General features: G+C 41.7%; 16 protein-coding genes. 15 read left to right on the top strand and 1 reads right to left on the bottom strand.

Annotation, left to right across the window (positions count from 1 at the left end; genetic code table 11):
* Nucleotides 1-75: 75 nt before the first annotated feature.
* Nucleotides 76-1,131 (top strand): IncHI-type conjugal transfer protein TrhU, encoded by a 1,056-nt coding sequence (gene trhU, locus ACMWLG_RS17870; protein ID WP_022652170.1) that lies wholly within the window; start codon nt 76-78, stop codon nt 1,129-1,131.
* Between the two features lie 18 nt (nt 1,132-1,149).
* Nucleotides 1,150-4,326 carry an IncHI-type conjugal transfer protein TrhN gene (gene trhN / locus ACMWLG_RS17865; RefSeq protein WP_015063125.1) on the top strand — a complete coding sequence of 1,059 codons (3,177 nt, stop codon included), beginning with the start codon at nt 1,150-1,152 and terminating at the stop codon, nt 4,324-4,326.
* 28 nt (nt 4,327-4,354) lie between these two features.
* On the opposite strand, the gene ACMWLG_RS17860 is transcribed toward trhN, so the two are convergent.
* Nucleotides 4,355-5,227: a hypothetical protein gene (locus ACMWLG_RS17860; RefSeq protein ID WP_015063126.1), complete on the bottom strand. Its 873-nt coding sequence runs from the start codon at nt 5,225-5,227 to the stop codon at nt 4,355-4,357.
* Between the two features lie 182 nt (nt 5,228-5,409).
* Between ACMWLG_RS17860 and trhI the strand changes: the two genes are divergently transcribed.
* The 13 genes from trhI (at nt 5,410) to ACMWLG_RS17795 (ending at nt 19,055) form a co-directional block, all read left to right on the top strand.
* Nucleotides 5,410-7,218: an IncHI-type conjugal transfer helicase TrhI gene (gene trhI, locus ACMWLG_RS17855; RefSeq protein ID WP_015063127.1), complete on the top strand. Its 1,809-nt coding sequence runs from the start codon at nt 5,410-5,412 to the stop codon at nt 7,216-7,218.
* A gap of 373 nt (nt 7,219-7,591) precedes the next feature.
* The gene (locus tag ACMWLG_RS17850; protein WP_015063128.1) at nt 7,592-8,467 is read left to right on the top strand and encodes a hypothetical protein; all 876 of its coding nucleotides are present in this window, start codon (nt 7,592-7,594) and stop codon (nt 8,465-8,467) included.
* 58 nt (nt 8,468-8,525) lie between these two features.
* Nucleotides 8,526-8,903 (top strand): hypothetical protein, encoded by a 378-nt coding sequence (locus tag ACMWLG_RS17845; RefSeq protein WP_022652171.1) that lies wholly within the window; start codon nt 8,526-8,528, stop codon nt 8,901-8,903.
* Nucleotides 8,904-8,963: 60 nt separating this feature from the next.
* Nucleotides 8,964-9,950, top strand: a complete 987-nt coding sequence (locus ACMWLG_RS17840) for a hypothetical protein (RefSeq protein ID WP_022652172.1) — start codon at nt 8,964-8,966, stop codon at nt 9,948-9,950.
* A 59-nt stretch (nt 9,951-10,009) separates the two neighbouring features.
* Entirely contained in the window at nt 10,010-11,062 is a 1,053-nt protein-coding gene (locus tag ACMWLG_RS17835) for an ATP-binding protein (protein ID WP_022652173.1), read from the top strand.
* Nucleotides 11,063-11,100: 38 nt separating this feature from the next.
* The gene (locus tag ACMWLG_RS17830) at nt 11,101-11,370 is read left to right on the top strand and encodes a hypothetical protein (RefSeq protein WP_032610391.1); all 270 of its coding nucleotides are present in this window, start codon (nt 11,101-11,103) and stop codon (nt 11,368-11,370) included.
* Between the two features lie 71 nt (nt 11,371-11,441).
* A complete protein-coding gene (locus ACMWLG_RS17825) occupies nt 11,442-12,569 on the top strand; it encodes a DUF3150 domain-containing protein (RefSeq protein WP_015063132.1) in 1,128 nt (375 codons plus the stop codon).
* A 77-nt stretch (nt 12,570-12,646) separates the two neighbouring features.
* Nucleotides 12,647-14,659 (top strand): vWA domain-containing protein, encoded by a 2,013-nt coding sequence (locus tag ACMWLG_RS17820; RefSeq protein ID WP_022652174.1) that lies wholly within the window; start codon nt 12,647-12,649, stop codon nt 14,657-14,659.
* A gap of 70 nt (nt 14,660-14,729) precedes the next feature.
* Nucleotides 14,730-14,951 (top strand): hypothetical protein, encoded by a 222-nt coding sequence (locus tag ACMWLG_RS17815; protein WP_015063134.1) that lies wholly within the window; start codon nt 14,730-14,732, stop codon nt 14,949-14,951.
* Between the two features lie 114 nt (nt 14,952-15,065).
* Nucleotides 15,066-16,298 (top strand): toprim domain-containing protein, encoded by a 1,233-nt coding sequence (locus ACMWLG_RS17810; protein WP_032610499.1) that lies wholly within the window; start codon nt 15,066-15,068, stop codon nt 16,296-16,298.
* A gap of 273 nt (nt 16,299-16,571) precedes the next feature.
* A complete protein-coding gene (locus ACMWLG_RS17805; protein ID WP_022652175.1) occupies nt 16,572-17,096 on the top strand; it encodes a hypothetical protein in 525 nt (174 codons plus the stop codon).
* Between the two features lie 77 nt (nt 17,097-17,173).
* A complete protein-coding gene (locus tag ACMWLG_RS17800) occupies nt 17,174-18,052 on the top strand; it encodes a hypothetical protein (RefSeq protein ID WP_015063137.1) in 879 nt (292 codons plus the stop codon).
* Between the two features lie 67 nt (nt 18,053-18,119).
* A complete protein-coding gene (locus ACMWLG_RS17795) occupies nt 18,120-19,055 on the top strand; it encodes a hypothetical protein (protein ID WP_015063138.1) in 936 nt (311 codons plus the stop codon).
* Nucleotides 19,056-19,073: the final 18 nt, after the last annotated feature.

Raw genomic sequence — 19,073 nt, 5'->3', positions numbered from 1 at the left:
GAGAGAGTATTTCAACAAAGTGGTTACGTATATGGAAAGCGTGACAACATTCATTACTAAATAGTGAGCGTGCCGGTGAAGAAGCTAAAAAAGTTACTTTTGGAAATTTTGGTTGCTGTCATGCTGTCATTTTCCCTGCCTGCAATGACCATGGCCGCAGATACCGGCGTCCCGGGAGCAATGTGCCAGTCAGCTGGTGTGTGGCAGGGACTAATCAAAAATATCTGCTGGAGTTGCATCTTCCCGATGCGGATCATGGGAATTGGTGCGGCACCTGAAGGTGCCGCACCCTCACGCCCCGGCTGCTATTGCACAGACCAAAATGGGATACCAGAAATCGGATGGCAGTTAAGTTTTTTCCAGCCAGTTAAAATCGTAGAAGTAGTGAAAAGCCCATGGTGCAGCCCATTTTTGGAGGGAACCATGTTGCAAAAATCACAGTTCGATATTGGCAAGAGCAATACTAACCAGCCTATGACTGCTACAGAAGCCGGATTCTACGACGTACATCTCTGGGAATTCCCGATCATGACAATGTTGAAATTGCTGATAATCGGTGAATGTACAGCAGAACCTTATATTGATGCCAGTCTGACGTATATCAGCGAAGTTGATCCAATGTGGGAAAGTGATCTGTTGACGCTCGTGCTGAACCCCGAAGCTGTGGTATTTGCAAACCCTATTGCCTCAATGGTATGTGCTGCTGACTGCGTGGCAGTGACTGCCGGAAAGGATAATTTGGCTGCCTATTTTTGTGCCGGTTGTGATGGTAACTTGTACCCGCTTACAGGGCACGTCTATGCGAATGATGATGCCGTCAGAACCAGTTCCCTTATTACACAACGACTACTAACTAAGTTACATCGGCAAGGAATGCTAATGAGAACAATGGGAGCAGATGCAATGTGTGAGAAAACATGGGAATACTTCACTCCTCGTTCACAATATAGACTTTCAATGCTTTACCCAACGCCAGAAGCTAAAGGGCCTGATTGCTGCCATAGGCTTGGTGACTCCGTACATGATTGGTCAACGCTGAAAGGTGGACGAAAGAAAATAGGCATAGATAATTATGTCTATATGCTATGGAGATATAATGACTGTTGCGTGCGTTTTAATCCCGGCGCTTAATTGCAGGAGGCTTTTAATATGAAAACTAGGAAATTAATTGCTTCAACAATTATTGCGTCTATGCTCGCAAATACTATGAGTTGGGCATTTTACGTTTCGCTCATTAACATGGTTATGACACCAAAAATATACGCAGCTGATGCGATATTTGATCAGTTGGAAAACAATTTTGACCTTGCGAACCCCAACGCAAATCGAAATGCAACAACAAGTGCTCAGGATATTGTAGAGAAGTACAAGAATGCTGATTCCGGGGAAAACCTGAGCGGAAAAATATCAGATAAATATGTAGGTAAAGCAGATTCAATAAACTTAGACGTTGGGAAGTACGGGGCGCTGAACTCAAACGAAAGTGTTATGAGTAATGCTGCATCTGACGGCAAGTCGATCGGTAAGACCGTACAGTTACCGAGCATGACGGGCGGTACGATCAACTCTAATTATACGAAAGAGGGGGCAAAGTTACTTTCCAGAGACAGTAGCGGTAACATTGGTATAAGTAACAACACGAATACAACGGCAGGAACCAAAACCAGTACAGGAGAGCTATTCAGCTCAGAGCAGAAGCACAGTGATATTCAGTTTAATTCCGGTGGCCGGTATGGAGATGAGGATGGATTCATCAATGACATCAAAAATCGAAAAAGTCAGCTGTTTGAAGCGCAGAGTTACGATGGGGTTGCCTACCGTACACTGGTGAATGCAAATAAAGACAACCCAGCATCTAATATTAAACCTAACGACCCTATGTTCAATGCTGGCCGAAATGAAATTGGTAATGCTGTAGCCGGTACAGGCAACTGGCTACAGAGTTGCAATACGGAAACAAAAAAACAAACTATTACTACACACTATCCAGATTATAAAGAGTTTTACTGCAACTCACCCAAGAAAGATAACTTTAATAGTTGCACAATAACTCGTGATTTTTCCGTACCTGTTTATATCTCAGGTGGTAATGGTGATATGTCTATGTGCGGGGATAATTGTGTGAGGGTCTGGTTCGGCAGAAGAGACGACAACTATTGGAACGATGGAGTATATGACAACTCATTAACCTTAAAATTTCATCCTGATGCAAAGCTTGCAACTGCGAAAATAATTAATGCAGAGTGGGATGATCATATGAGGGTCACGCTTGATGGAACGCAGATTTTTGCTCACATAGATGGAGAATATAGAAGTAGCAATTATCCATCACCACAAGGGCCATGGGAGCTGAAAAAATCATGGAAGCTTGACAAAGTCTACGATATTACCGACCAGGTAAGAAACTCTGTATATCAGGAGGTGGACCGTGAAGTGACAATGGCGTCACGCGTTTGGGTAGGTGGCGGTGGGGAAGGCTATTTTGAAGTTGAGCTGACTTTTGAAAATATGAAGCTGGAGGATAAACATATACAGGAACCCGCAGGTTGTTTTGATGCAGTACAAACGCCGAATTCATTCTGTCGGTTTGACCGGTTTGTGAACATGGATGTCGGTACAAAGCGGCTCCCGGAAACTGTGCTTAAAATGGCCACACCGCTTTATAAAGGCGATACCGGGTTCTTAACCTGGAAAACAAACCTTGAAGGTTACTTCTGTGATCCCCTGGCGAAGGAAAAGCTGTGCTCATATGATGCGAAGGGAAACATCATGAAAGACGCCGCAGGAAAAGACCTCTGCTACAACTACGACGACATTAAAAATATGCCTGACGCTTGCGGCACATATAAAAATGATGCTGCGTGTGTGCTCGATACACAGACTTGTGCAGAAGGTTGGTTCGATGAAGGCACAAATACATGCTACATGTATGAGCAGAAATATACGTGTGACAGAGGTAAGGACGTCGTCAGAGAGGTAGAGTCACAGACTAACGCCTGTGTAGGTATGATCCCATGTTCTGGTGGAACATGCGAAACCGGCCCAAAAGAGGAAAACAATGATTTTGGGAAAGTGGCCGCGTACTCAAACATGGTTCAGTACATGCAGGGTGAGGCAAAATGCGAAGATCCCAACGACCCTAATTCCTGCTCCGTCTTTGAGGGGAAAGCAGAATGGTGCGGCAGGTCCGTTGGTTTTGTGAACGGGCTGGCCAAAACAGATTGCTGCGAACAGCCACAGGGTACCGCTGGCTCACTAGAGGCGATTATGCTGGCTGGGTCGATGATCCGAAACACGAACTGGACACGAGTGAATGCTCAGCTGGTAAGCTGGACCGGTGGGGAGAGTGGAACCTGGGCTTCAATGGCTAACTCGGTTGGTGAATGGACAGCATCGGCAGGTAAAACTGTTGGTCAGATGTGGAACAATGTCACCAGTTCGCTAACCAGCGTCTACGAAAATGTGGCCGGTAACCTTGGGCGAACAGTAGGTTCATCCACTGCTGGTGGAAGTGGTCAACTTGCTAAGGAGACAATGAGCTCTTTCGGGCTTGGTACCCTTAAGAAGATGGCCATGGAAAAAGCATATGACTTGCTTCCCGATACAGTAAGGGACTTCGTTTTTAAAAATGTAGCGACAACGGGTGGCGAAGTAGTCTTTTCAGCAGCAATTCAAAACTTTATGCTTGCATTAAATGTCATTGGCTGGATTTATACCGCATATCAAATAACAAAAATGTTGCTTGAAATGCTTGTGGCCTGTGATCAAAAAGAAATGGAAGCGTCTATTCATAAAAATCAGAAATCCTGTTTCACACTGGATACTGAACGCTGTGTTAAATATCTCAATATGGGATTTACAAAGAAGTGTGTTAAAAAAGCAACAGACATGTGCTGCTACAATTCAATGTTATCTCGCGTGATTATGCAGCAGGCGTATCCTCAACTTGGAATAGATCCGGTTGCTTCGAGTTGCGTTGGATTATCAATTAGTCAAATACAGAGATTAGATTTTGATAAGATCGATTTAACTGAATGGATTAACGATGCCGTCCAGGTCGGAGAAGTTCCTGATCAGTACGCTACATTCTCCGAGTCATCGATAACAGAAAATTTGCCATTTAAAAATGAAAATTACCAACTTCCATCCCAAAGAACGAAAGAATCAATGGGTGGTGAGGATAATATGATAAAAGCTAGACAGGAAAATAATCAGGCAATTAAAGAGGAGAATGTGGACTGTAGCTATCTACCACGGCCCGCGATTTGTGAAGTTGGGTCAACTTATGTAGACCCAATTACTGGGAAGGAATTACCAAAATACTAAATGTAGGGGCTGTAAAGCCCCTTTATTTTTATTTTGCTTTAAGAGTTTTTTCAGGGAAACCCTTCTGACCATATTCTCCTGCGAAAAGATAATAATCTTTACCGTTAATAGATGCAGCAACGCCACCTGGGGTAGTGAATTTTGGACTGTCAGAACGGAAAATAATACCTGAGAAGTTAGTACTAGATTCATTGCCTTTAAATGGAATGAATACGTAACGAACTACTGAATAATCACCGGCAGGTAGATTAAGTTGAGGGATTTCAGATCCAGACGCTGGGCGAATAACCTGGAAGCTGTACATGGACTTAGTCGGCATTACGTCGGCAGCTGGCTTTGAAGGGAGGTCGCAGGTACTCCATTTATTCATCACTGCCATATCAATCTTGCATGAAGCCAGAGCCGCACTTTGCTTCGAAGGATTGAACCCGAGTGCCACCTGTGACTCTTTGGTGTGATTATAAACATATGCAGCACCGGCACGTACTAAGCTTTCATCGTTATAAGGAAGTTTTTTAGGGTTCGGGACAAAGACGACGTATTGGTTAACCTGGATATATTCAGCGTCAGAGGAGCTGTACATTGAACCCAAACTCATAATACTTAATCCACTGAGCCCTCCTGTAACATAGCCCATAGAGCCACTAATTAGCAGTTTGGAAAGCAAGTTATCTGCATCGCCACCCGGCTGGACTGTTTCTTCATTAAAAGTAACGTCAAAACCGGCCAAAGAGTAAGCATTTTTGGCTACCGAGTCTTTAGAATTAGCATGCCAGTAGAGCCCATGAGTGTCGCTGTGCTGTGCAGAATTCGGGGTTTTACCAGCATCCCGGGCACAACCAACCAGCGATGCACTGGCAACAAAAGCAGAAACCAGAGATACAAAACGTTTAGTTTTCATTTGAGACCCTTCTTTGAATGATTTTTTTGTCTAGAAGCATTATTTCATACTCGTCAGTTTCTCAAACAACCAAAATGCAGAAAAAATGAAAAAATGTGAAGCGAACAAAAACCAGCCTTGTAAAGAAAAATCCCTCTAAATTAAATCGTATAATCAGTGGGACTAAATATTCAGAGGCTTTTATGGGTAAACCAACAGATGAGCAAAGGGTCATCATTGAAAATGCAAACGCAAATAATATGGTTATTGCAGCACCAGGGTCTGGGAAGTCATTTACGATGATCGAGGCTGTGATCTCAATCCTCAGGCAGTTCCCATATGCCAAGGTTGGAATGGTCACATTTACTCGCGCTGCAACAAATTCATTGGCTGAAAAGCTGAAAAGTCGGTTAAGTAAAAAAGACCAGGATAGGGTGCTGGTAAATACTTTCCACGGCTTTATCCGGATGCAACTGGACATGGTCAACTGGAAGGGCAAGATGCTGATTAGCTCGGCACAGCGTTCTGTAATTCATCGTGCGTTAAAGGAGTCAGGCGCGCCTTTCCGTTACCCGGAAGCTGAATTTGCTATTGATGCGATTGGAAGGGAAATGGATACAGACATCATTTCAGTTCGCCATACGCGTCAACAAATCCACTTGTTCAACACATACCAGGCAATATGTCAGAAAGACCACGTAGCTGACTTAAATGCACTCTCACGTTTTGTCGTGGGCCAGATGCACTCAGGAAAAATGCAGCCACTAAATTTGACGCATTTAGTTGTAGATGAGGTGCAAGACACCGACTCGATTCAGTATGCCTGGATCGCACTACATACAAGGGGTGGTGTTAACACGAGCATCGTAGGGGATGATGATCAGGCAATCTATTCTTTCAGGGCCTCCGGCGGGGTAAAAATATTCCAGCAATTTGAAAAACAATTCAGGCCAAACATATTTTATCTAAATACCTGTTTCAGGTGTGAACCAGAAATTCTTAAGGTTGCAGGGGCATTGATTGAAAAAAATGTTTACAGATACGTTAAGGATCTGCGTTCAGCTAAAAGTGGTGGTGGAAAAGTTAATTTCCGCTCATATGTTGATATGGATGAACAGATTCAAGGCATCCTCAATCTAATTAACCAAGACCCAAATGGCTGGGCAATCCTTAGCAGAGGTAATGCACATCTTGATCAGCTTGAAAGCCTCATAGAGCAGCCGGTTCTTCGTTATGGAGGCAAGTCCTTTTGGGATGAGAAAGAGACGAGCGACGTACTGCATCTGATGGCTTTCTTTCGGCAGTCCAACGATGTTCGATTAATGAAGAGGGTGCTGGCGCTTTTCGGTGAAAATGAAGAAGTTTTGGATCAAACAGCATTTAGCATGAAAGGGAGAAAAGTAACTTTTGGTGAACTGAGCATCCCAGATGCAAGTTCCCTGGAAACAAGAACACTTCACTCAAACTTCACCCGGTTTACACAGGAGACTCGGGATAAAGTTGAAATCGAAAAGCGCTTCGCAAATCTGATTAAATGGATGGAATTGTCATCAATAAAAATGAGGACTCAGAAAGGTTCACCTTCACTGACACGAATTGCGTTAGATACCTGTAAGCAATGGGCTGAGAAAAATGGCTGGCAAAACATGATAAATCGAGCTGCGGCGATGTGTTTGGGGCCTAAAAAGAAGGATGAGGAATATACGCCGGATAAAGTAGTTTTATCGACATTGCATGGTTCGAAGGGGCTAGAATGGAAAAAAGTCATTATTATGAGTTGCAATGCTGACCAGATCCCAAGCAAGAGATCAGTGGGGCAGGAAGCGATTGAAGAAGAGAGAAGACTTCTATTTGTAGGATTTACACGAGCAGAACAACAGCTGCATGTAATGTGGTACGGTGATCCGTCCTTCTTTTTAAGCGAATGCGCCGAAGAAAAATTGAAAGAGGCAGCGAATATGAGAATAGAATCAAATTTAACAGAAGAATTTTCCAATCAGTATTTACAATAATGACTCTATGTTGTATAAGAATATTGAGCTTTGTATTATCGCTCCCACATTTCAAGTAACTGACAAAAGTTACTTTGCGCATTAAGCGCGGATTCAGCCGTGAAAAGCGGCCAGCTTACTTAAGCTGCAAGGCACCACCGGCAAAATGTCACCTTTGTCGCTGGTGCCTTTCCTATGCCCGTAAAAAGGCAAACCGAATTTACCAAATCGTAACTAATTTAGCTCTTGATTGAGCTATTTTCGTTGCGTACTTCTAATGCCAGAAAGTATAAATCAGGCGGTTCATAGCTTACGGGAGATGAATGACAGGCTTTGCCTTTGTGTTGGAATATTCCATTATTCCTTCCTTCTTACTATATATAGGTGACCCCAAATGTCTAAAAGCAAAGCACGCAGTAAAGCCCTTCTTCTGGCCTTCGCCGATCTGATTCCGGATATGGACAAGGCAGTTAACAAGAAGTTATTGGAATCTCTGATTATTTACTCAGGGCATGATAATGACCTTATTGTTATTTTGAATGAAGACGGACCAACTATAATTGAACTGAACTCTTTAAAATCGGTTTCTATGCTGGCCCAAAAGCTTTCAGCTTTTTCAACTTATTATCATGTAGAAATGCAGCAAATTCATGTCAATCCAATTGACTTTGAGAAGGCTTATAAGCTACTCAAAGAAGCACCTGCAATTCCCATGTTTAAAACTTTAGCTGAACTGGATAAGTTTTTAAATGAAGAGTTTGAAAAGTATGGGTTGAACACATTCCTTGATGTGGATGACCTAGATTATTCACTCGATAAATCCAGAGAGTTAAAAAATGATCAGTTGATTGCCTGGGTTTCTGAAATTATTGTGAAGCGCGATAAATTAGCATTGCGTAATCGCTTTAATGAAGTGACAAAGGCACATTATGAAACTGTAGATGCATTGTATGCAGCCGTCCGTCCCTTAATGAAAGAATTAGGTTTTCCTGATGAACTCATGCTACATACCTTTAGTGAATTGAGCGTTTTCGATTCCAAAGGCTGGGACCATGCTATCAAATCTAAAATTGAATTTCTCACAAAACGAGAAGCGCAATATTTAGATGACAAAATGAAGGCAGAAAAACGGCAGTTAACAATTGATGAACTTTTGACTCAAGTCAATAGCGCTAAAACAGCTAAAGAACCAAGACCTTTTGGTCAGACGTTTTGTTTTGCTGTTCTTGGCATGATGTCATTGATGTTCATTGTAAATAAATTTATTTAATCCTGTTAAGGGGGAACCCTGACAGGGCTTCTCTTTGATTAAAATGAGGAGAGAAGAAATGTCACATCTTGAATATGTTAATGAAGTTAAAGTGTCCGGGATAGTTATCAGTGCAATGGAGAAAGAAATGACTGACGGTAACGTTGGGTTATTAATAAAGCTCAAAAACAGAATGAAGACTGAAATTAATGGTGAAATCGCTGAGAGAGAATTTTCTATTCAAATCAAAGTGTCACCAGAAATGTATTCAGGCTGTTTCACTGGTATAAATCAAGGTGATGAGTTAATGGTCTCCGGTTATCTTGTTGTGGATATTGTCACGTTGGAAGGGAGAGAGCACCCTCTTGACTACATGAGAGTCGTTGCAACAAGTAAGTTAGCTCACATACCTAAACCCCCCAAGGGTTTTGGGCAAAGTAGCTTTAGACAGATCTGACATTTAAACCACCCTAAAGGGGAGAAATCCCTTCATGGGAGATCTCCCTTTGGAGGCCCCATGAAACAAAAAATTAGCTCGACATCATTTATTGGTAAACAAATGGATTTTTTCTCTATATTCGATTTTGAAGAAGAGGAAAATGAAATAATACCCATAGTTGAGTCTCCGCTTGAATATATAAATAATGCAATAGCCCAAAAGCAAAGCATGCAATCAGAAGAAAAACATTCTGGCCCGGAACTGGTGCCTCATGTGTCGGATGATGTTGCATTGCTAGGTCATTGTTCCAAATTACTCAACAATCAAATTCTGCATGGAATTAGTTTTGCTTCTGAAACTGATTATCTCTTCACTTTAGAAGAATACAATGCAGAATTAGGTGGTCTGGTTATCGACTGGGCTCCTGAAGATGTATATCAGTTATACGTCGTCGCAATGGAAGAGTCGTTGGAAAACGTTAAATATCTTGTCTTTACAAAATCACTCTATACAACTGATGAATTCGGAAATATCAAAGTGAATCCGCTTCTTGAAGCAGAAACACGTTGGTATATGTCGCAGTCATTTGAGCTTACATGTGCCACTCATGGTATAGATGCTATTGAGTTTAGGTCAGAGCTTAAAAAAAGCTTGTATGAATACACGCACAGTTTTGAAAGTGAAAATGTTAAATTATCTCAATATCATCAGGATAAAGAGATTATTTTGCATGATTGTAAGGAAGATATGGGATGGGATATCTTTTTCGACCGTGACTATTTATTGGCAGAAAATAAACTGGCAGTAAAATGGACTGATCGGGATATAATGGATGTCTATTCTAAAGCATTTAAATCAACAATTAATTTGTTTGAAAAACTTGTCGTAAATAACAAGTTAACATTAAGGGATACATCAGGTTGGGTTATCGTAAACCCTACATTTGAGCGCCAGTTCGAATGGATTGAATCTGAAGTATTCGAAATTGTAGGGACTCATCTTGGTTACAACGTTGATGCTATCAGAAAACAGATGGTTACAGCGTGTAAGATGACCTTCAACTAATATGCCACTGGCAAACATCTGCCAGCGGGCGGTGTTTGCATTTTACCGGAGTTTTAAAAATGACTAACGCCGCAACTATATTAGAAACCGAAAATTCATTACTGGAAGAAAATATTGGTAATCTGTTACCCGCAAATGTTATATCTACAAAAGCATATGCGAATAAGGAACAATATTACCTGGTTAAGGCCAAAGATTTGTTTGGTATTCCTGAAATGTCCGAGGATATGATAGTTCCAGTATTTAAACGTTTATCTCCACATCGTGCAAACCTGAATAAGGATTATATACCGAATGCTCGTATACTTGAGCAAGTAGTACAATTGCTCGTAAGTAACGATATAGATTTAAGTGTATGCCTGAAAGGGGAGTCTGGTTCTGGTAAGACTGAAATGGCAATGTACATTAGCCATATGCTGAATTGGCCGCTAACCATAAAGCAAATCAACAGTAATATTCGTGCTGATGAACTTGAAGGTGAGCGTAGTCTCATTAACGGAAACACCAGTTTTGTGCCCAGCGAGCTTGTAACGGCGTTTCAGGAAGGCCACCTCATTCTTCTGGATGAAGTGGACAAGATTGACCCTGATACCGCCGCGAAGCTGCATATGCCTATAGAGCGTAAGCCCTGGTCACTAGCCGCCAACGGTGGCGAAGTGGTTAATGCCAATAAGTTTACGCGGTTTATGGGTACAGCAAACACAAACATGAGTGGGGGATCTCGTAAGTTCGTTTCATCACAGCGGCAGGATGCAGCGTTTATTAAACGCTTCCTGATTGTGGAGATGGAAAGGCCTTCAGAGGTTGCATTAACCAACGTTTTGCTTAAACGCTACAATAGCCTGCCTATGCTGGTAATTGAAAAATTCGTTTCGGTAGCCGTTGCAGTAAACAACATAGGAACTGAAGACAGTGTAATGGATATTCGTCAGCTTGTGGCATGGGTTGGAACGTCGATGACGTTAAAGACCATGTCCTTACTGGATACGTTTAAAATTGCTTTTGCGTCGGCTCTGCCTGCACATGCCAGTGGTATGGTGCTGGAAGCCATCGATTTAAAACTCGGTGACGATAAGAACCGTACAATGGAGTATTACACTGCAAAAAAGTAGTTATAGATGGGACGAGTTATCAGAAGGCTGAATGCCTTGTGACAGACTTTGCTCATCTTTCGTTTTACGGTTTTTTGAGTGCAGACGGGGATGAAACTTTCGCGATTGCACAGGAAGGAAATCAATATATAGGTCTTAAGCAGCACAATAATGACTATTCATTTATTTGTTATCAAGATTGTGACAAAGATATGGAAGCCATGATTAAGGGCCTTGAATCAAAAGGATTCATGTATCAAGGAAGTATTCAATCGACGTCTGTCGAGAGTGAATTTCCTGGAATTCTTTTAACAACACTTGAGAAGTAATAATCTTAACCCTATCGGGAAATCTTTCCCGACAGGGAGGTTTTCCCATTTTTTTAATCTGGAGAAAACCTATGACTTTCAATACTTCTAAACTTAATAAAGTTTCCGCTAAGCAAATCTGTGATAACTTTGTAAAAGCACATCCTGATTTGTTGGAAGGTGCTGTTATAACAAAAATCGAAATCAGTGGTTGTCAGGGCTCTCGGCGTACCGATAAAATCGAACTGTCCTATGGCGGCGATGATATAACGGACCAGAAGAGCGTGTCTAAAAGTGAAGTTCGCTGGATAGACATAAAGGCACTGAGTTTCAAAAGCACTATCACTAGTCGAATTTCAACACTCTGTTCACGGTTGTGTATCCGCTATAGCAATATGTGGATTTTGCCTGTCGAAAGAATGGAGGAGTTTCTGGAAGAGGCACAAGAAATTGAACGTGAATTTCAAGCCGGTATCCAGAATGTGGTTGATAACTATGACACTCATATTCAGGCTGAGAAAGATCGCAGTCCGTTGATGTCAGATTTAATCGACCAGTTGAAATTAACGAAAGATGATTTTATTAAATCATTCCGGTTTAATCTGGCGCATTTCATTCCGTTTTCACCGATTAGTGTGGAGGGGGATGAAACACAGGACTTTTATCAGGAACAACTGATAATCGATTTGGCCGATGAAGCTATGAAGGTTTATGCAAAAATCAGTAAAAATGATAATTTGCGTTCCAGCACGATTGACCGATTAAAACAGATGCAAGATAAAATCATTAGCTTTATGTTCATTCATAAAGAGGCGGTTGTTCTTGCAGAAGCTATCAAGCACGTCATGAATAATTTACCCAAAGGCGCCATTTCTTCTCCCCGTGATGTTGCGGTGTTAAAGCAATGGTTCTATTTCATGAGTGATGCGTCAATGCTGAAACGTATTATTTCTGGTGAGCAGAAAGTAACAGATTGGCTGGATTCCATTACCCGGTCATTCAATATTGATTCACAGGATAATACGGCTAACTCTCAGAATGCTTTTGAGGATGATGTTTTTTCTTCAGCAAATGTGTTCAGAGAAGATCCGCTTGAAGAAGTTGAGAAAAACGCAGTAACTGCACCTTTGTCTGCTGTTGTCCCTGAAGAAGATGTTTCCCTTCAGGCCAGTGGTAGTAATAGTGCTTTTAACAGCGAACTCGAACTGAACGGCTGGTGATTTAGTCTTGTAAAAATAACCCCAGATGGGTACTTCACCATCTGGGTGAGTACCCTTTATTAATTAAAGGTACTCAAATGAAATTTGATTTGAAATCTTCACCCCGCCATATTCAACGCCTGACGAATATAGCCAGCGTGATAAGCGGTATAAGTGGTCTTAATGTTGTAATAGACAATAAGGTACATACACCTTATTTCAACAGCGAAAAGAACGTTTGTGTATTACCTAATGGTGATTATAGCGATGAGAAATTCGTCAAGCTAATTGAAGGGTTTATATGTCATGAAGCTGGACACGGTCGCTATACAGAACATGAAGTATACCGTGAAGCTTTTGTTGGGGAACTGATTAATGCAGATGGCTTCATCAGTATAGATGATAAGCTGAACGCTGAATTTCAAACCCTTAAACAAAAGAAAATCGCATATGCCCGGGCTTACCGTCTACATGGACTTATTAATCTCTTTGATGATGTCCAGATGGAAGAGAAAACGGGTATTAACTATCAGGAGGCAAAAAAGCGCCTCGCGGTAAGTTATGCCTTGATGGTTGAAGCTGGGCGAATGACGGTTGATGTTTCTTCAAGCCCTCAAAACCCTGTTCAGTTTATTGAAATGTTCCTGCTTAATACATTGCGGGTTAACGTTCTCCAGCAAGAAGGGCATAAAGAAACGCTTGATCCATTTTTCGATTATGCAAAGAAAATCCTTGAGCCTGTAATTTTAGAAGTTGATGAGATTATTCATCAGGCTCTAAGTTGCAAAAGTACGCAAAATTGCGATTCTCTGGCGCGTAAAACCTTGGCTCTTTTAGAGCGTTTACGGGATGAAGCCAAAGAGAAACAGCAAGAAGAGGATCAGAATAAAGACCCGCAAAACGACACAGACAATTCATCTGGCTCTGAGAATGAACCTGATTCCGAAACCAATGGTGACAACCAGGGTGAAGGGGATGGAGATTCCGAAGAGCAAGACGATGATGCTGGTAATGGTAAAGCACCTATGGAAGATAATGAGCCGTCAGAGCAATCTAAAGGGGATGAAGAAAGTGCTGAGAGCGGTAACGGTGAACCTGATGGAGAGCCCGAAACCGATGAATCGGCTAACCCTGACTCGTATGATGCTGACGGAACTCCTTCCCAAATCGACAGTTCCAATGGAAATCCTTCCGATGGGGAAAGTAACTTTTCTCCTGAGCAGTGGAGTATCCTTGCCAAATTGCTGGATGATTTTCTTAACAGCGATGAGGAAAGTGAAGATTTTCATGAGGCTCTTGCAAATGAAATCTCCGTAATTGCTGCCAGTGTGTCGGATGAGGTTAAAGCTGAATTTGGTGCAAATGAGTGGGATCTTCCAGATTTGCTTATTGATCTGAATGTCTACAATGAAGCATTAAATATCAGTCAGACTCTTGGGGCAGACTTATCTGTTTTACAGCAGGTAAAAATGCGTGGTCAATTTAAAACCCGTGATAGAGGCTTGTCATTCGACATTAATCGATTGATCCAGTCTCCGATGGGTGTGAGGGATGTATTCCGGTCGCAAAGCGAATCTAAAAACCGGGGCCACGTCGGCTTGGTTATTGTTCGTGATATTTCAGGTTCTATGATTCTGGATCACCGTTATATCCACGCAATTAAGACTGACCTTGCATTAACTTTGGCGATTGAAGCTAATTCAAAAATGCACGTTGCTAATGTGATTTATCCGTTTGTCGACAAAGACTTTGAAGTTATCAAAACGTTTGATGAAAACGCGGAAGAGACGCTTTCAAAATTTTCACTCGGCTGTAAAGGGAATAATACCCCAACGGGTTCCGCCTTAATGGCTGCTGTAGAATTGTTACTTGAAAGCCAGTTTGACAGGAAAATTGTTTTCCTTATTACTGATGGTTATCCGACAGAGTCTGATTACACCATTAGTGATGTTCTTACGGTAGCTGAAAGTAACGGTATTGAAATCGCTGGTGTAGGCATTAAAACTGATGAGTTAATTGGTTTTGATGAGGGCACCTTCGTAAATGTTGATGATATTTCTTTACTGCCGAATGTGGTCAGTAAATTAGTACATCAAATTCTATCTAATTAACTCTACCCAATCGGGGCAAAATGACGCCCGGTTGGGTCGTTTTGCTCCCTGAAGGATTAAGGAGCAATATATGACTCAGATAAAGACTTACCGTGTCGAGTATGAAAAAGTCGGGATGATGCATCGTGTCCGTATTTTTGGTCGCATGGGTGAAGTTGTCAAAAGTGAATTGCCAAAAGAAGTAATTCTCCGGGATGTATCTATACCGGAGGGTAATGTAAAAATGGCAACATCAATGGTTGATGGTTTTATCCAGCGTCTTGAAAATAATGGCTTCAAGTCTGAAGCGTAATTGTTAAGGGCCATTATGGCCCTTATTCTTAGATTCTGCGTTGTGGGTTTCTCCCTGTTTTCTGCATCGCAGAGGGCATTGAGAAACCCACAATGCCAGATAAGAGAGAACAAAATGACTTATGCATCACCGGCTGTTAAGCGTACACCACATGAAGTATCTGAGCACTTTATTAAAATGGTTCACGCTCGTGTTGCGGAAGCCTCTGGCTGGCGCTATGTATTCGATAGAATACCGGCATTTAAAGATGCTTGTGATAAAGCACCTAGCCAGGTTCCTTGCCCCTTCACCGGGGACGGGAAATCAAAGTTCCGTTTCCGAAAAAAAGACCTCTATACCGGTTGTGCTATTCACAATGATTTCCCTGTGAATGCATTTTGTGACGGTATTGATGTGCTGGCAGAGTATTACAAGTTGAGCAAAACCCAGACTTGTAAGAAGATCTTGACTGATTTCTTTGGTATGGATCTGTACGCTCCGTTAACTGATGCGGATCTCGAAAGTGAACGGCGTTATAAATCAACAGTTCGTGCAACCGAAACGCTTGATAGCGATGAAGTTGAAAAACGGCTGCGTAAACTTGAAGTGTTATATCACTATACAGGTGAAATCAAGCCAGGGAGTCCTGTGGGCATGTATCTCCGAAATCGTGGTCTTAAACGAATTCTGAGTAATCTGCCTAAGGATCTTGGTCTGAACAACCGACTTTACTATATGGATAAGTCACTAGAGAAACCGTCAACTTACCCGGGAATGATCGCAATTTATCGTGATACACGGGGACGTCCTCTGACAATCCATAGAACGTTCGTAGAGAAAAATGGTGATAAGGCTCGGGTAGAGAATCCGAAACTGATGATGAAACCGCCTGCCGATATGACCGGCGGCTCAATTCAGCTGTACGACCCACACTACAACTCAGGTACCCGTACCTGGACGTTAGGTGTGGCTGAAGGCATAGAAAACGCGCTGTCAGTAACTGAAGCGACTTCAACACCGTGTTGGGCTGCGAGCTCTGCCTGGTGTCTTGAAAACGTTGAAGTGCCGGATAGTCTACTGCCTCCTCCGGATGTGAAAGAAATACAGTTTTACGTCTGGGCGGATAAGGATGTTGTGAATTCAAGAGGCGCTTGCCCGGGTATGGAGTCAGCAATACGACTTCAGGCCCGAATGGAAGAGTTTTTTGCAAAGCGATATCCCACTTCAGAGCTGACAATTAAAGTCTTTGAACCAGATTTCGATATTCCTGAAGGGACGAAAGGAATCGACTGGAACGAAGTATTGAAATTAACAGGACCTGATGGCTTCCCAGTAAAATGGGCTCCTGAATGTCTTGCTCAGCTTTAAACCCGATAACTCCCCCGCCTTTTTAGGTCGGGGGGGGTTATCTCTTTAGTGTTTAATTTCATAAATACTAAACAGATAATTAGATTTCCTTCGTGAAAATCACCTGTTATTCAGGTTTTTTTTACGGCTGAGATGCTTGCTCAGTTAAATAAATGTGCGGTACATCTGGCTACGGTCGGTTGTATGACGTGGTATATCCATATAACTCAAAACCCCTGACGGGAGTATTACCGTTAGGGTGATGCTCATCGTTTAATATAAGAGAGCATTGTTATGAAAACTGAAAATCAAGACTTATTTAATAAGTTTGCTGCTGTGATTTCATCTCGTATCGTTGAGCAACCATCATCATGCTATTATCTTCATGATAGTGAAGTTGACCTTACGATTTTAAAACACAGCATAATAGATAAGGACAAAAACCTGTTGTATGTAATTCGCCCTTCAGGTACATGTTTGTTACGCTGTGATAAATATTTTTTTCCGAATTACTATCTTACCTGTCGTGGAGATTATAAAGCATTCATTTATGTGCATTTTAATCTTGCTACAGGAAAAGCGGAAGATATCACGTGGCAACAAGCTTTAGAAGTTTTGTCCAAACCGGGAAGGCCCCCATTGAGAGGTTCTCTTGGAAGATTTGATTATTTAAAACTTGTGGTTGATGATCTTCGTACCCGTGGTTATGCCGATTTTCTACCGGCATATAATCTGGATGGACTTCGTCATTTTGCAGTAAAGGATGAGCGACCATCTCTTGTCAGTTATATCGACAATGTCATAGCTCTTTGCGCATAAACATATCACATATTTTAACTACATCCCTGATGGCCAATCCCATCGGGGGGGCCCTCAGCATTTAACCTGGAGGCCTTATGAAATTAGCTACAGATCTTGTCAATGCAGTTCTGATAAAGGATGGTGTTGTACCGGTTTCCATTACTGAGATGCCTGTACAGTCTCTTGTAAATCCTTTGACACAAGTGCATCTCAGCCTGTACCTGAAAACAACGCATTTATCGCGGTTCGTCCCTGACTATGTCGAGACTCTGAAAGATTGTCCGGTATCGTATGATATCGGCCTTGAACTTCAGCAGTGTATCAGCAGTGCTGAATTGCTCTGCGAAGACATGGAATCGCTTGAATTTATCTCTGTATGGATAGAACTCTATACGTGTAATTCAAAGCAACAACGGTTTGAGGAAAGTAACTTTTCTCTTCGTTCCGAAGATATCGAGCTGGCTAAGATGCTAGCTTGTTCCCATGATCTCTTGATTAGCCAGGCTGCTTGTTTCTGGCTTTTATATTTTGATGACTTCATGAGATATGTGCGTAATAGACTCTGTACTTTACTCAGAGAAGTTTTAATACTGATTGCCGGACTGCGGAATGCATTCTTGCACCGTAATGAAGATCAGTTAATTAAGAGAGTGAAGTACGGGAATGAAATGCTGGAGGTAACTCTTAAAGCTATTGCACTATGTTCAATGGACCGGTATCTGAAATCATTTACCTCTTTACGAACAGAAGCGGCAGCTTCGGGTTTTATCAAATGTGTTAAGTCTTATATCAGTACAGGGTGGAGACATGGTTATATAGTCTGTCACTATTATCGAAATGGACAGTCTCTTGGTAAGTCATTACCACTTTTTATAAGTGAGACGTCTGAATACAGTATACAGAAACGAGTAAATCGTCTTATATCTTCCACGATATCAGGGCGAAATAAAGATTTAGGTCTTTCTGATTTCTGATTAACACTACCCATCTGGGGATTACTCCCCTGATGGGCGTAATCCCTTTTTATAACGAGAGGATTACATGAAAATTATCGAGAAAATCATTAATGCATTTCTGATGTCACGCAATCACGCTGTGAAGGTCAGCAATGTTATCTGCTTAACTGGTTGTGACGGTAAATTTACTGGTATACGCTGTGACGCCGATGTTTCATTTGATTTTCTTCATTCGTATGCTAACGCATACAGTTCAATATTTTTAGATATCCCGTTCCCTGGGTTCGAAGACCAGAACATTACGGATTGTGTTAAACGTCAGTTAGATGTAGTGAAAAATAAGCAGAATCGGTCTTTCTTTATTGACCATATTAGATTCCCGGTTACTGTCAAGGAAGGATTCACTCTACAGCGCGGTGGTAGTTACGACGTGACTGATAGTGAATATAACAAGCAACGATTGCTGCATTTAACTCGACATGGACGTTTTGGTGAAGACTATCTCACGTACAAAGAAGGACTGAGTCCCTTCTTTTCATTTGTGAATGTAGAATTACATGAAACTATGAAGGAAGGTATTCGTTTAGCACTTGATGTTTTAAATAAGATAACAACTGACCAACCTGACCGTCTTATAAAGGACTTTAAATATCATGACTGTTACAATAGTTATAATGTTCAAATATTTTGTAAGGGGTTGCCAGTTGATATTCTGGAAACGATGATCGCACCTGACTTTTTGTCATCCGACATGTCTGGTAGTCGTCAGATCATCAAAAATGCACGCCGCTATCTTAAAGGCTTTGCCCACAGTAATCGTGTTTACATGAAGTACGGTTGGCGCTTAGCGGATATCGACACGTCTGATTATGCTAAAGTCATGTCAGATAAAGAAATGCATGCCAGAGATGATCTTAAAATGTTTTGCGGTGTCTTTGTTAAAGAGTGCTTCGCATCCGGAAAAGATGAATACGAAGCCTACCTTCAAGAAAGACAACACGCTATTCGTTACGGGTATTAAAACTTATTTTCAACTTAT

It is taken from the genome of Enterobacter sp. 01-M-02-SI-ECC (assembly GCF_047530595.1).
GTDB classification, from domain to species: domain Bacteria; phylum Pseudomonadota; class Gammaproteobacteria; order Enterobacterales; family Enterobacteriaceae; genus Enterobacter; species Enterobacter cloacae_M.
This window is presented reverse-complemented; position numbering and strand designations above follow the sequence as displayed.

Coding starts and splice junctions, on each gene's coding strand:
- ACMWLG_RS17795 (WP_015063138.1), top strand. CDS start 18,120: ATGAAAATTATCGAGAAAATCATTAATGCATTTCTGATGTCACGCAAT.
- ACMWLG_RS17825 (WP_015063132.1), top strand. CDS start 11,442: ATGACTTTCAATACTTCTAAACTTAATAAAGTTTCCGCTAAGCAAATC.
- ACMWLG_RS17835 (WP_022652173.1), top strand. CDS start 10,010: ATGACTAACGCCGCAACTATATTAGAAACCGAAAATTCATTACTGGAA.
- ACMWLG_RS17800 (WP_015063137.1), top strand. CDS start 17,174: ATGAAATTAGCTACAGATCTTGTCAATGCAGTTCTGATAAAGGATGGT.
- ACMWLG_RS17820 (WP_022652174.1), top strand. CDS start 12,647: ATGAAATTTGATTTGAAATCTTCACCCCGCCATATTCAACGCCTGACG.
- ACMWLG_RS17850 (WP_015063128.1), top strand. CDS start 7,592: ATGTCTAAAAGCAAAGCACGCAGTAAAGCCCTTCTTCTGGCCTTCGCC.
- trhI (WP_015063127.1), top strand. CDS start 5,410: ATGGGTAAACCAACAGATGAGCAAAGGGTCATCATTGAAAATGCAAAC.
- ACMWLG_RS17810 (WP_032610499.1), top strand. CDS start 15,066: ATGACTTATGCATCACCGGCTGTTAAGCGTACACCACATGAAGTATCT.
- ACMWLG_RS17845 (WP_022652171.1), top strand. CDS start 8,526: ATGTCACATCTTGAATATGTTAATGAAGTTAAAGTGTCCGGGATAGTT.
- ACMWLG_RS17840 (WP_022652172.1), top strand. CDS start 8,964: ATGAAACAAAAAATTAGCTCGACATCATTTATTGGTAAACAAATGGAT.
- ACMWLG_RS17860 (WP_015063126.1), bottom strand. CDS start 5,227: ATGAAAACTAAACGTTTTGTATCTCTGGTTTCTGCTTTTGTTGCCAGT.
- ACMWLG_RS17805 (WP_022652175.1), top strand. CDS start 16,572: ATGAAAACTGAAAATCAAGACTTATTTAATAAGTTTGCTGCTGTGATT.
- ACMWLG_RS17815 (WP_015063134.1), top strand. CDS start 14,730: ATGACTCAGATAAAGACTTACCGTGTCGAGTATGAAAAAGTCGGGATG.
- trhN (WP_015063125.1), top strand. CDS start 1,150: ATGAAAACTAGGAAATTAATTGCTTCAACAATTATTGCGTCTATGCTC.